The sequence below is a fragment of the Streptomyces sp. NBC_00996 genome (assembly GCF_045162675.1).
Lineage (GTDB): Bacteria > Actinomycetota > Actinomycetes > Streptomycetales > Streptomycetaceae > Streptomyces.
Genome location: NZ_CP108723.1, coordinates 2538648 through 2551150, shown reverse-complemented (window position 1 = coordinate 2551150; position 12503 = coordinate 2538648). Strand labels below are relative to the sequence as shown.

Here is a 12503-nt window from a genome sequence, read left to right as displayed (position 1 = left end):
CGTCACCGGCGGGGGCGTTCCTCTGCTGACCGAGGGGGGCTCAGGTCAGCAGGCCAATGCAGTCGAACGACATGCCCGGGCCGGGGTGGGCCGAGCCGGTCGAACCACTGACGATGCCGAGCTTCAGGACGCTGTACTGACCGGCGTCCGTCTTCCACGCACTGGTAGGGACGTGGAAAGTGAACATGTGGTTCATTCCTGGTGCGAACCCATGGCGAGCGAGCACACGTCGGCGTGTGCGGCGTTGTGCGTGAGCGCTCAAGGCGATTGCGTCACTCGTAGCTGATGTCGGACGCCGTGAACTTGCAGGACGTCCCGTCCGGACCGGTTCCCGGCTCGGTGGGCTCCTTGCCGGTGTTGTTGCCCTGGAAACGGACACAGGCCTTGATCTTCTTGCCGCTGTCGCCGTGGACGCGCACCTTGCGCAGGGCGGCCGTGTCGCCGTAGTTGGAGTTGATGCCGACGATCGCCTTCAGGGGCGCGGTGACATCCACGTCGTTGATGATGATCGTGCGCTTGTACTGCGTCTTGCAGTTGCCGCAGGAGCGCACCAGCTTGCCGGAGTTCTCGACCCGGAACCTGCTGACGACGAGCTTGCCCGCGCCGTTGAACTGCAGCACCTTGTCGGCGGCGTTCTTCGCACCGCCGCCGTAGACCTTGTACACGGCCGACGACGACTTGCCCTTGAAGCTCGCCGCGTCCTCGCCGACGTCCAGCCACCACACGTTCTGGAGCGTGCAGCTGCCCAGGCAGTGGACGCCGTCGGCAGCCGGGGTGCCGATGATGACGTTCTTGAGGGTGGCGCCGTCGGCCAGCTCGAAGAGGGGGCCCTGATCCTCGTCCTGGCTGTCGGTACCCAGGTCGCCACTGCCGTAGAACTTCTTCAGCTTGCCGTCGTACGCGCCGGACACCGGGATCGTGGACCCGACGGCCTTGCTGCCCGTGGCCGTCGGCCAGGCCGACGCCGCGCCGGCCGAGGACAGCGTCGTCGTGGTGACGAACGCCGCGCCGGTGATGCCGAAGGCGGCCATGCCACCGATCACGGCACGCCGCTTGGTGACCCGGCGGCGGTGGCGGACGCGCTGTTCAACTCGTGCAGTCATGAACCGAGTTCCTTGAGTGGTGCGGAGATCGTTGCGTCTCCTGGTCGCCACTGCCGAGGAAAGGGTTGCCGCCTTCCGGAAATTCTCTTACGAATCTCCGTCGGCCGCCGCGTCGGTGCTGCCCTGGGCCGCGAAGTCGCCGGTCACGGTGGACCGTTCGCCGTCCGTGGTGGTGGCCGTCGCCGAGTAGCTGTCGTCCTTCGCGCCCCGGCCACCCCGGTCGTGGTCGTATTGCCCCGCGAACACCCACTCTCCCGGCCAGACCGTGTGGTCCGGCTTGAGCACCCAGGTGTAGACGAGGAAGCCGTCCTGCTCCGCGACCGTCGTGGTGAAGTCGTCCTCGGGCAGCGAGCGCCAGGATCCCGCGTTCGTGACCCCGCCGGTCTGCCTGATCCTCAACTCGACAGTGAGCGAACTGAGTTGCTTGCCCGACTTCAGGGTCACATTGCTCTGCGCCCAGAACTCGTTGCTGTGCGGGTCGACCGAGCCGTCGGACCGGAGCGGGCCGTCCTGGTTGTCCTTGGCCGGCGGCTGTGCCGTGGCGGAGGCGGAACTCCCGGGCGTCGGGGTTGTGGAGGGCGACGAACTCGGCTTCCCGGACTGCCTCGACGTACCGGAACGGTGGGTGGGGTCCGGGGCGACCGGCGCCCGGCTCGTCGCGTCCGGCGACGGATCGGGGGTCGGCGAGACCGCGACGGTCTGCTGCGCCGGGGTGTCGTCCTTCACCGCCGAGGCGACGGCGTAGCCGCCCACCGCGAGGACGCCCGCGACCGCGGCCGTGGCGCCCACGACACGGGCCCAGCCGAGCAGCGGCGGCCGTGCCGCACGCCGCGCGGGCCGCCGCTCGTTGCCCCCCGCCATCCCGCGCTCGACCCGGGCCAGGATGTGCGCGCGGTCGGGCTCGTGCGCCTTTGCCGCCTCACGCAGCCCGGCGCGCAGCTCGTCGTGCACGTCCTGCGCCTTCCTCATCGGTCCCTACCTCCGGCTCCGCCCGTGGGCAGCACTCCCGCGTGCACCCGCATCGTTGCCTCGTCGGTGCCGAGAAGCCGCTTCAATTCCGCCATGCCCTTCGACGTCTGGCTCTTCACCGTACCCACGGAAACCCCGAGGGCGAGAGCCGTGTCCTTCTCCGAGAGGTCGAAAGCATGCCGGAGAACGACACACGCGCGCTTGCGGAACGGCAGTCTGCGCAGCGCTTCCTGGACATCGATCCTGCCCGGGACGTCGGGGTTCTCGGTCCTGTCCTCGCGCTGCGACCAGAACAGCGTGATCCGCCGGCGCTCCCGAACGGCGCTGCGTATGCGGGTGCGGGCGAGGTTGGCGACCACACCGCGCGCGTACGCCACCGGATGGTCCGCCGCGCGCACCCGGTCCCAGCGGTGCCACAGCGCGAGCAGCGCATCCGCCGCCAGATCGTCGGCGGCGTCCGCCTCGCCGGTCAACAGGTGTGCCAGACGGGCCAGTTCGGCGTAGTGCCGTTCGAAGAAGGCGTGGAACTCCACGGAGGCGGCGTCGTCGACGACAGTGCCCACGGGCGACCTCTCCTCGCTGCGGCTTTCGGTACCGGTGCGGGTGTGTGCGTATACGGCCCCTGTGTTTCACCTGTGAAGAAGTGGTGTTCGCGTGGGGCGAGATGCGAGAGCGTACCAGCGTTCCGTACGGAACTTCGAACACCATATGGCAGGTCGAACTCGATTCTGTAACACGGGGAAAACCTGAAAGCGGTTCAACGCGGGAACAATCCAGCCAGCATCCGCACACCCGGCACGCAGGTAGCGAGGAGTATCGCCATGTCCGAAAAGCAGAAGGTGACCGATCGGCCAAGTGCCGTGCCACCGGCGGAGAACAGCGTCGATCGGTTCTTCAAGATCTCCGCCCGGGGTTCCACCTTCGGCCGGGAGATACGCGGCGGCTTCGCCACGTTCTTCACCATGGCCTACATCCTTGTCCTGAATCCGATCATCCTGGGCAGCGCCAAGGACAAGTTCGGCCACCAGCTCGACACCGTCCAACTGACCACCGCCACCGCCCTGGTGGCCGCGGTCATGACGATCATCATGGGGATCGGCGGCAACCTCCCGCTCGCGCTCGCCGCGGGCCTCGGCCTCAACGCGGTCGTCGCCTTCCAGATCGCCCCGCTGATGAGCTGGGACGACGCGATGGGCCTGATCGTGCTCGAGGGCCTGCTCATCTGTGTGTTGGTGGTGACGGGTCTGCGCGAAGCCGTCATGCACGCGATACCGCAGCCGTTGAAGCAGGCGATCAGCGTCGGCATCGGCCTGTTCATCGCCTTCATCGGCTTCGTCGACGCCGGTTTCGTCACCCGCATCCCGGACCTCGCGAACACGACGGTGCCGGTGCAGCTCGGCGGCACGGGCGCGCTCGCCGGCTGGCCGATCCTCGTCTTCTGCCTCGGAGTCCTGCTGACCATCGGGCTGCTCGCGCGCAAGGTCAAGGGCGCGATCCTGATCAGCATCGTCACCATGACGATCGTGGCGATCATCGTCAACTCCGCAGCCGACATCAAGAGTTGGGGCCTGACCACGCCGAAGGTCCCCGACGATGTGGTGGCCTCGCCGGATTTCGGACTGCTCGGTCGCTTCAGCCTGTTCGGCTCCTTCGGTGAGACCAGCGCGATCACCGTCGTCCTGCTGGTCTTCACCCTCGTCCTGTCCGACTTCTTCGACACCATGGGCACGGTCGTCGGCATCAGCGCCGAGGCGGGACTGCTCGACGACGAGGGCAAGGTGCCCCAGCTCGGCCGCGTCCTGCTCATCGACGGTGCCGCGGCGGTCGCCGGTGGTGCGGCCTCGGCGTCCTCCTCGACCTCCTACATCGAGTCGGCGGCGGGCGTCGGTGAGGGCGCGCGCACGGGGTTTGCGAACCTGGTCACCGGTGGCCTGTTCGCGCTCGCCCTCTTCCTGACGCCGCTGCTCACGATCGTTCCGCTGCAGGCCGCCGCACCTGCCCTCGTCGCGGTCGGTTTCCTCATGATGACCCAGGTCAAGCACATCGACTGGGACAGGTACGAGATCGCCATCCCGGCGTTTCTGACCATCGCCGTGATGCCGTTCACGTACTCGATCACCAACGGGATCGGGGTCGGGTTCCTGGCGTACGTCCTGATCAAGACGGTGCTGGGGAAGGCGAAGGACGTGCACTGGCTGCTGTGGGCGGCGTCGGCGCTGTTCCTGGTGTACTTCGCGATCGATCCCGTGGAGCAGCTGTTCGGGGTGAAGTAACCCGTCCTTCGGGTGCCGCTTGTCGTAGCCGGTCGCGCAGTTCCCCACGCCCCTTCAGGGTGCTCCCGTACGGGGCGCGGGGGAGCGAGCCGCTAGTTCTTCAGGGCCGCCTGCATCATCGCCTTCGCCACCGGAGCCGCCAAGCCGTTGCCGCTGACCTCGGAGCGGGCTGCGTCGGACTGTTCGACCATGACCGCCACGGCGACTTCCTTGCCATTGGAGTCGGACTTCGCGTACGACGTGAACCAGGCGTACGGCGTCTTGCTGTTGTTCTCGCCGTGCTGGGCCGTACCGGTCTTGCCGCCCACGGTCGCGCCGGAGATCCGGGCGTTCGTGCCCGTGCCGTCCGTGATCACCGTCTGCATCGCCGACTGGAGCTGCTGGGCCGTGGACGAGCTGACGATCTCCTTGGTCTCCGTGCTGTCGTCGTAGTTCCTCAGCACATTGCCGTCGGCGTCGCTGGTCTGCGACACCATGTGCGGCGAGACCAGCTTGCCGTCGTTGGCTATCGCGGCGGACACCATGGCCATCTGCAGCGGGGTCGCGGTCACGTCGAACTGGCCGATGCCGGTCAGAGCCGTGGAGGACTTGTCCATGTCCGAGGGGTACACGCTGGTGTACGCCCGGACCGGCACGTCCTGCGTCCTGTCGTTGAAGCCGAACTTCTCGGCCATCGCCCTGACCTTGTCCTGGCCCAGGTCGACGGCCATCTTCGCGAAGACGTTGTTGCACGAGTACTGCAGCGCGACGCGGATCGAGGCGTTCTCGCAGGGTGCGTTCGGGTTCTCGTTCGACAGCACCCGGGTCGTGCCCGGCAGCGTATACGGGTCCGGGCTGTCCGTCTTCGTGCCCACGTCCGAGTACAGCCCGTCCTCCAGCGCGGCCGCCGCGACGACCAGCTTGAACGTCGAGCCCGGCGGCAGCGGCTGGCGCAGCGCGCGGTTCGTCATCGGCTTGTCCGCGTCCTTCGTCAGCTTCTTCCAGGCGGCGGAGTTGCCCGTGCTGAGCTGCGAGGGGTCGTACGACGGTGTGGAGACGGCCGCGAGGATCCTGCCCGTCTTCGGGTCGATCGCGACGGCAGCGCCCTTCTTGTCGCCGAGGGCGTTGTACGCCGCCTTCTGCACATCGGGTTCGATCGTCGTGATCACGTCACCCGGGTCGGCGCGCTTGTTGGTGATCGTGTCGAGCGGGTTCTTCAGCTGGGTGTCCGTGCCGTCGAGCAGGTCCTGGTAGATGCCCTCCAGCTGGGTCGCCCCGTACACCTGTGAGCTGTAGCCCGTGACCGCCGCGTACAGACTGCCGTCCTTGTACGTGCGCTTGTACTCGAGATCGCTGCCCTTCGTCTGCGCGGAACCGGTGATCGCGTCGCCGGCCACGATGATGTTCCCGAGCGGGTTCGCGTACAGCGAGATCGCGTTCCGCCGGTTGTCCTTCTTGTCCGCGAGCGCCTTGCCGTCGTAGAACTGCACCCAGGTCGCCCTGATCAGCAGGGAGAGCACGAGCAGCAGAGTGAAGACGGCGGCACGCCTGATCGTCTTGTTCATCCCGCTCAGAAGGACGAGCGAGGAGGAGCGAATCGTTCCCTTCCGCCCGGATTTCTCATACGTCCTTCATGGAGTTCGTCCCTTGGCAGCGCGGGTCAGCCGCCGTCCCGCATGAAGCCCGCTTCGTAGGCGGCGATCACCGCCTGGGTGCGGTCGCGGGTGCCCGTCTTCGCAAGGACGGCCGCGACGTGCGTCTTCACCGTCGCGGGGCCGACTCCCATGCGCCCGGCGATCTCGGCGTTCGTCAGCCCCGTGGCCATGAGCCGCAGTACGTCGCGCTCCCGTGCGGTGAGCTTCGCCACCCATGGCGGCGGAGCGGGCCGCGACCGGGCGTGCTCGGCCGCCAGCGCCCGCACGGCCGACGGGAACAACAGCGTGTCGCTGCGCGCGACCAGCCGTACGGCCTGCACGAGCGCGTCGGCCTCGGCCCGTTTGAGCAGGAAGCCGGAGGCTCCGGCGCGCAGCGCCTCGTACACGTAGGCGTCGTTCTCGAAGGTGGTCACGACGACGACGCGCGGGGGGTCGGAGAGCGTCGCGAGGATCTGCTCGGTGGCGCGGATGCCGTCGATCCCGGGCATGCGGACGTCCATGAGGACGACGTCGGGTGTGAGCTCCCGGACGACGGACACGGCCTCGGCGCCGGTCGCCGCCTCGCCGACGACCTCCAGATCGGGCTCGGCGGCGAGGATCGCGCGCAGGGCGCTGCGCACCATGCGTTCGTCGTCGGCGAGGACGATACGGAGGGAGTCGGTGCGCGGGCTGGTCATGAGGGTCCTTCGTCTCTCTCGACGGGCAGTCGTACGGTCAGCCGCCACACCCCGTCCGCCGGGCCCGCCTCGCACGTGCCGCCGAGCAGCCGGGCGCGGTCGGCGATGCCCCGCAGGCCGTGACCGCCGCCCGGGCGGGGAACGCCGGTCGCTGTGGTCGGATTCTCCGTGGTGATCTCCAGTTCGCTGCCGCTCCCCGTGATCCGCAGGGTCACCGGTGTGCGCGCGCCCGCGTGTTTGAGGGCGTTGCTCAGGCCCTCCTGCACGATGCGGTACGCCTCCCGGGAGACGAGCGGGTGCAGGTCGTCCGGATCCACTTCGACGGTGGCCCGCACACGCAGGCCGCCGGCGCGGGTGCGGTGCAGCAGGCCGTCGAGGTCGGCGGCGAGGGTGGGTGCCGGAGCGGTGGAACGATCGTCGCCCTCCCGCAACACGCCCAGCACCGCGTCCAGTTCACCCACCGTCCGCCGCGTGGTGTCCTCGATCGCGGCGAGGGCCTCGCGGACGAAGTCCGGGTCGGTGTCGAGGACACGGCGGGCGGCGCTCGCCTGGAGGGTGACCGCGCTCAGGGCGTGGCCCAGGGAGTCGTGCAGCTCGCGGGCGAGCCGGTTGCGTACGGCGAGGTCGGCGGCACGGCGTTCGGCCGCCGCGAGCCGGTCCTCGGACGTGGGCCCGAGCAGCGCGGGCGCCCAGCGGGCCAGCAGGTTCCCACCTACGGCGGCGCAGGCCGCGAGCGCGATGAGCGTCGCGACCCCGGCGACCGGCGACAGCGCCAACGCCCAGGTGTGGTCGAGGACTTCGGGCAGCCCGAGCCGGGAGTCGCGCAGCCCCGCGACGACGGGCAGCACGATGAGAACCGCCGCGAAGGGCGGTACGGCCAGCGACATCCCGCTGATGACCCCGCCGAAGCCGAGGTGCAGCGTGAACCAGCCGACGGTGCGTCGTCGGGCCGCCCAGGTGCGCGGGGGCCCGTCGGCGAGCCGGTCGCCGTCGACCCCGCACAGCGCGCGCACCCCGGCCACCGACATCGGACGGGTCAGCGGGAACAGCGCGGTGATCGCCGCGAGCGGCAACCCGACCGCGAAGGACATGAGTTGGAGGGGGAACGAGTTGAACACGTAACGCGAGTCGGTGAGCGGCCCGACGATGACCTCACCGACGAGGACGTACGGCATCGCGAGCGCGCCGCCGAGGATCAGATGGATCCACCGCCGGCGCGCCCGCCGTCCGAACAGGAACCGGGCGAACTCCCTCACGCGGTGCGCCGTGGCGGCCTGGCAGCGGCGGTCCGCTCGGCGAAGAAGTGCGCGCCGAGGGTGACCACGAGCATGCCGACGATCATGTGCACAGCGTAGGTGAGGTTCATCAGCTCCGTCGGGCGCTCGGCGATGTCGTCCACGCCGCCGAGACTCGCCAGCGACAGCCAGCCGCCCCAGCAGGCCACCGCCCCGGAGCCGATCCAGGCGAGGGCGAGGGGCGCCATCACGGGCAGGGCCCGCCCGCGCCGGAAGGCGAGCATCCACGCGCCCGCGACGGTGGACACCAGGAACACGACGTCCATGGCCTCCAGGACGTAGAAGTCGCCGGTCCGGTCCGCGACCCGGCCCGTGCTCAGCCCCGCCGTGCCGCCGCACGCCCACAGCAGGTGAGTGGTGAGCGGGACCAGCGCGAGTACGGCCGCCGCGACCGCCGTCGCCCGCTGGGCCGCGCCCACCCGGCTGACCGGCAGCTCCCAGACCCGCCCGCGCCACAGGTGCCCCCACCGGTCCCGTGCGTACAGCACGAACAGGGTGCCCAGGGCGAGGCCCTGCACGATGAACCCGGTGTAGACGACCCCGAACACCCACGCGTCCAGGAACGGTTCCCGCCCGCTCTCCAAGGCCTTGCTCCCGGAACCTCCGAGGGCCTTCACCAGGATCTGGAGCGGGAAGCCGGTCATGATCGGCGCGAGCAGGCCGGTGGCCACCCACATCGGCACGGCCGGCAGCCACGCCGGCACCCGTAGCCCCCAGGACCGGGTGAGCAGCAGCGCGATCACGATGACCGCCCCGTCCATCAGCACGGTGATGCCGTTGGCCACGGCCATGCCGGTGCGGTGCTCCAGCAGCGAGCTCCCCTGGGGGATGCCGAGGTGACTCCCGGCGATCCAGGCGACCTTGAGGGAGAGATACGGCGCGCACGAGACGATGGCGACATTGCGGAGGATCCGGCGAAGCCGACTGCTGCCCAAGGGCCCCGCGGGGGTCGTGTCCGAAGCGGAGGCGAGTGTCTGCGTCATGCCTCCACGCTCCCGTGGCGGGCCCTCGCCCCACGTCCTGCGCGGCGACGATCCGCCTCCGCCGGACGGGGGAGGGGCCGTCTGACTTGCGGAGGTCTCCGGCAGCGCCGCCGAGGCGCGCCGCCGGGGTTGAGCGCCGTCACGGCGCGATGCATGGTTCCGGCACCTTGCGGTGCCGGAATGATGTATCGGACGGCGAGGCGGCGCGCGGCTGCGGTGGGTGTGCCCGGAAGCCTTGCCAGCTGCTGCTGAGGCCGCTCGCCGAGCCGTAGACCACCATCACGGCGCCACTCGCCGAGGACGAGGACGGAAGGCCCGACCTCGAATCAGCGGGCCGCGGAGCGGAGCCGCGCTTGCGACCTGTGCCGGGGAGCCGCCCTGGTCCGTGCCATGAAGGGGTCGGAACCATCGGGTGCCGCGCCCTTCATCCGCCGCGACGGCGCTCGGCCGACGCGGCGCTGTGCGGCCGTGTCGAGCCGGCGCCGGGCCGGGCGTGGTCCGCGTCGTGCTCAGGCCTCCAGGGTGAGCACGATTTCGGGTATCTCAGCGCCGCGGGCGTTGGCGTAGCCGCTGGTTCGGGCGGTCACGCGGAAGCCGCACTTCTCCAGGACTCGGCGGGAGGCGGTGTTGTCCGCGGCGGCGCGGGCGTACAGCGGGCGTTCGTCGACCTGCGCCAGCAGGGCTCGCAGTGCCGCCGTCGCGATGCCGCGGCCCCAGTACGCGCGGTCGATCCAGTACGTGACCTCCCGCTCGCCCGGCGAGCCGTACACCGACGCGCTGCCGAGGACGTCGCCGTCCACCAGGACCGCGCGCACGACGATGTCGGACGAGGAGCGGATACGACTCCAGTGGTCGGCGAAGGCGGTCAGGTCGGCGGGATCCTCCGGGGTGAACGCGGCCATGCGGAGCGCTTCCGGGTCGTTCATCTGGCGGAAGAAGACCGGCAGATCGCTGTCGTGGACCTCGCGCAGGATGACATCCATGCCGGACACGTCAGAGCCTGCGCGTCGCGAGCGTGAGCCGGTCGCGCGCGTCGAACAGCGCGTCCTTGACCATCTGTTCGTGCGCGGGGGTGAGACGGGCCACCGGGACCGAGCAGCTGATCGCGTCGCGGGCGGGCGTGCGGTACGGGATCGCCACGCCGAAGCAGCGCAGCCCCAGCGTGTTCTCCTCGCGGTCCACCGCGAAGCCCTGCTCCCGCACCTGGTGCAGCTCCTCGATGAGCTTCTCCCGGTCGGTGATCGTGTGCTCGGTGAGCGCGGGAAGCGTCTCGGGGAGCATCTTGCGGACCTGCTCGTCGGTGTGGGTGGCGAGCAGCGCCTTGCCGAGGGAAGTCGAGTGGGCGGGCAGCCGGCGGCCCACCCGGGTGAAGGGGCGCAGGTAGTGCTGGGACTGGCGGGTGGCCAGGTAGACGACGTTCGTGCCGTCCAGGCGCGCCAGGTGGATCGTCTCCGTCGTGTCGTCGGAGAGCCGGTCCAGCGTGGGCCGGGCCGCGGCGACCACCTCGTCGCCGTCGATGTACGACGTGCCGACCAGCAGCGCCCGTACGCCGATGCCGTACCGGGTGCCCGTCGCGTCCGTCTCGACCCAGCCCAGCTCCACGAGCGTACGCAGCAGCATGTACAGGCTGGACTTGGGATAACCGACGGCCTCCTGGACCGCGGCCAGGGAGTGCATTCCGGGCCGGCCGGCGAAGTACTCGAGCAATTCCACGGTCCGCACCGCGGACTTGACCTGCGCCCCGCCGCCTGTCTCGCCTGCCGACATCGCCCTTGACCCCTTCGTTGGACGGGAAATAGTCTCCGCATCATATTCACCAACAGAGACAGCGTTCAGTATATCGAACGCCCCTGGTGGGTGACATAAGAACTGCGGTGAAGAACTGCGGCAACACATCTGGAGGGATCCGCGGTGGCAGCAGCACCAGTCTGGAGTGTCGACCCCCGTACCGGGAAGCAGCGTGAACAGGTTGCGGTGGAGGCCACAGCCCAGGAGGTGGACGAGGCAGTGCGCGCCGCGCACGCCGCGCGCCCCGCGCTCGCCGACCGCAGCGTACGCGCCGCGTTCCTGCGCACCGCCGCCGACCTGCTCGAAGGCGCCAAGGACCAGCTCGTCGAGGCCGCCGACGCGGAGACCGCGCTCGGCCCGGTCCGGCTCACCGGCGAACTCGCCCGCACCTGCTACCAGTTGCGCGCCTTCGGGGACATCGTCGACGAGGGCGCCTTCCTCGACGTCGTGATCAACCACCCCGACGACACCGCGACCCCGCCGATCCCGGACCTGCGCCGCTACAAGGTGCCGCTGGGCGTCGTCGCCGTCTACTCCGCCTCGAACTTCCCCTTCGCCTTCTCCGTCGCGGGCGGCGACACCGCGAGCGCGCTGGCAGCCGGGTGCCCGGTCGTGGTCAAGGCGCACCCCGACCACCCGGCGCTGTCGGAGCTGGTCGCGGCCGTACTGCGCCGGGCCGCCGCTCAGCACGACATCCCCCAGGGCGTCGTCGGCCTCGTCCACGGCTTCGAGGCGGGCGTCGAGCTGGTCAGGCACCCGCTGATCGCCGCCGCCGGGTTCACCGGTTCGGTCCGCGGTGGCCGTGCGCTCTTCGACGCGGCGGCCGCCCGGCCCGTGCCGATCCCCTTCCACGGCGAGCTGGGCTCCCTCAACCCCGTCGTGATCACCGAGGCCGCCGCCGCCGAGCGGGCCGAGGTGATCGGTGCCGGACTCGCGGGCTCGATGACGCTGGGCGTCGGCCAGTTCTGCGTGAAGCCGGGCCTGGTGCTGGCGCCCGCGGGTGCGGCGGGCGACCGCCTGGTGAAGTCCCTGACGGACGCGGTCAGCGACACGGACGCCGGTGTGCTCCTCGACCACCGCATGCGGGACAATTTCATCGCCGGTGTCGCCGCGCGCGCCGAACTCCCCGACGTGGAGTCCCCGGTGACCCCCGGCGCGGGCGGCGAGCACACCGTGAGCCCCGGCTTCCTGACCGTGCCGGCGCAGAAGCTCACCACCGAGGGCGAGCACGACCTGCTCCTGGAGGAGTGCTTCGGCCCGCTCACCGTGGTCGCGCGCTACGAGGACGAGTCCGAGGCCGGCGCGGTCCTCTCCCGCCTTCCCGGCAACCTCACCGCGACCGTCCAGCTCTCCACCGAGGAGGCCGCCGGCGAGGGCCGCGGCGCGGAGCTCCTCGCCGAGCTGACGCCGCTCGCGGGGCGCGTGCTCGTGAACGGCTGGCCGACGGGTGTCGCGGTCGCCCCCGCCCAGCACCACGGCGGTCCGTACCCGGCGACGACCTCGACCTCGACGTCGGTGGGCGGTACGGCGATCGAACGCTGGCTGCGGCCGGTGGCGTACCAGAACGCGCCGGAGGCGCTGCTGCCGGCGGAGCTGCGGGACGACAACCCGCTGGGCCTGCCGCGTCGTTTCAACGGCCGTCTCGAGCGGTAGCACCGGGCCGCGCGGCCAGCGCCGCCCGTCGGACCTTCGGTGGGGCGTGGAGCCGCCGGCCGTCCGCGGTCTGTCGCGCCCAAGGTGCGGAGCCGCGGGCTGTCCGCGGTCTGTCGCGCCCAAGCGGC

At 70.4% G+C, this 12503-nt stretch carries 12 protein-coding genes; 2 read left to right on the top strand and 10 right to left on the bottom strand.

Translation table 11 applies throughout. The features are described 5' to 3' along the window. Positions 1 to 40 precede the first annotated feature (40 nt). The 4 genes from OG390_RS12160 to OG390_RS12145 form a co-directional block, all read right to left on the bottom strand. The gene (locus tag OG390_RS12160) at positions 41 to 187 is read right to left on the bottom strand and encodes a hypothetical protein (protein WP_406167385.1); all 147 of its coding nucleotides are present in this window, start codon (positions 185 to 187) and stop codon (positions 41 to 43) included. Between the two features lie 85 nt (positions 188 to 272). Beyond that, positions 273 to 1103: a pectate lyase gene (locus OG390_RS12155; RefSeq protein ID WP_406167384.1), complete on the bottom strand. Its 831-nt coding sequence runs from the start codon at positions 1101 to 1103 to the stop codon at positions 273 to 275. Positions 1104 to 1190: 87 nt separating this feature from the next. Next, positions 1191 to 2072: a hypothetical protein gene (locus OG390_RS12150; protein ID WP_406167382.1), complete on the bottom strand. Its 882-nt coding sequence runs from the start codon at positions 2070 to 2072 to the stop codon at positions 1191 to 1193. Then, a complete protein-coding gene (locus OG390_RS12145; protein WP_406167380.1) occupies positions 2069 to 2635 on the bottom strand; it encodes a SigE family RNA polymerase sigma factor in 567 nt (188 codons plus the stop codon). The genes OG390_RS12150 and OG390_RS12145 overlap by 4 nt, the downstream gene beginning before the upstream one ends. 258 nt (positions 2636 to 2893) lie before the next feature. Here OG390_RS12145 and OG390_RS12140 point away from each other — a divergent pair, with 258 nt between their 5' ends. Further along, positions 2894 to 4345: an NCS2 family permease gene (locus OG390_RS12140; RefSeq protein WP_406167379.1), complete on the top strand. Its 1452-nt coding sequence runs from the start codon at positions 2894 to 2896 to the stop codon at positions 4343 to 4345. Positions 4346 to 4437: 92 nt separating this feature from the next. On the opposite strand, the gene OG390_RS12135 is transcribed toward OG390_RS12140, so the two are convergent. The 6 genes from OG390_RS12135 to OG390_RS12110 form a co-directional block, all read right to left on the bottom strand. Then, on the bottom strand, positions 4438 to 5889 hold the full coding sequence (locus OG390_RS12135; protein ID WP_406167377.1) for a peptidoglycan D,D-transpeptidase FtsI family protein: 1452 nt from the start codon (positions 5887 to 5889) through the stop codon (positions 4438 to 4440). Between the two features lie 95 nt (positions 5890 to 5984). Beyond that, positions 5985 to 6656 (bottom strand): response regulator, encoded by a 672-nt coding sequence (locus OG390_RS12130; RefSeq protein ID WP_406167375.1) that lies wholly within the window; start codon positions 6654 to 6656, stop codon positions 5985 to 5987. After that, the gene (locus tag OG390_RS12125) at positions 6653 to 7912 is read right to left on the bottom strand and encodes a sensor histidine kinase (RefSeq protein WP_406167374.1); all 1260 of its coding nucleotides are present in this window, start codon (positions 7910 to 7912) and stop codon (positions 6653 to 6655) included. Before OG390_RS12125 ends, OG390_RS12130 begins: the two co-directional genes overlap by 4 nt. Next, complete coding sequence (locus tag OG390_RS12120) at positions 7909 to 8934, bottom strand: hypothetical protein (protein ID WP_406167372.1); 1026 nt, start codon at positions 8932 to 8934, stop codon at positions 7909 to 7911. Before OG390_RS12120 ends, OG390_RS12125 begins: the two co-directional genes overlap by 4 nt. Positions 8935 to 9443: 509 nt before the next feature. Then, complete coding sequence (locus OG390_RS12115) at positions 9444 to 9917, bottom strand: GNAT family N-acetyltransferase (protein ID WP_406167370.1); 474 nt, start codon at positions 9915 to 9917, stop codon at positions 9444 to 9446. Positions 9918 to 9927: 10 nt separating this feature from the next. Next, positions 9928 to 10701 (bottom strand): IclR family transcriptional regulator, encoded by a 774-nt coding sequence (locus tag OG390_RS12110; protein ID WP_028803360.1) that lies wholly within the window; start codon positions 10699 to 10701, stop codon positions 9928 to 9930. Between the two features lie 144 nt (positions 10702 to 10845). Between OG390_RS12110 and OG390_RS12105 the strand changes: the two genes are divergently transcribed. Then, positions 10846 to 12375 carry an aldehyde dehydrogenase (NADP(+)) gene (locus OG390_RS12105; RefSeq protein ID WP_406167368.1) on the top strand — a complete coding sequence of 510 codons (1530 nt, stop codon included), beginning with the start codon at positions 10846 to 10848 and terminating at the stop codon, positions 12373 to 12375. The last annotated feature ends 128 nt before the right edge of the window (positions 12376 to 12503 follow it).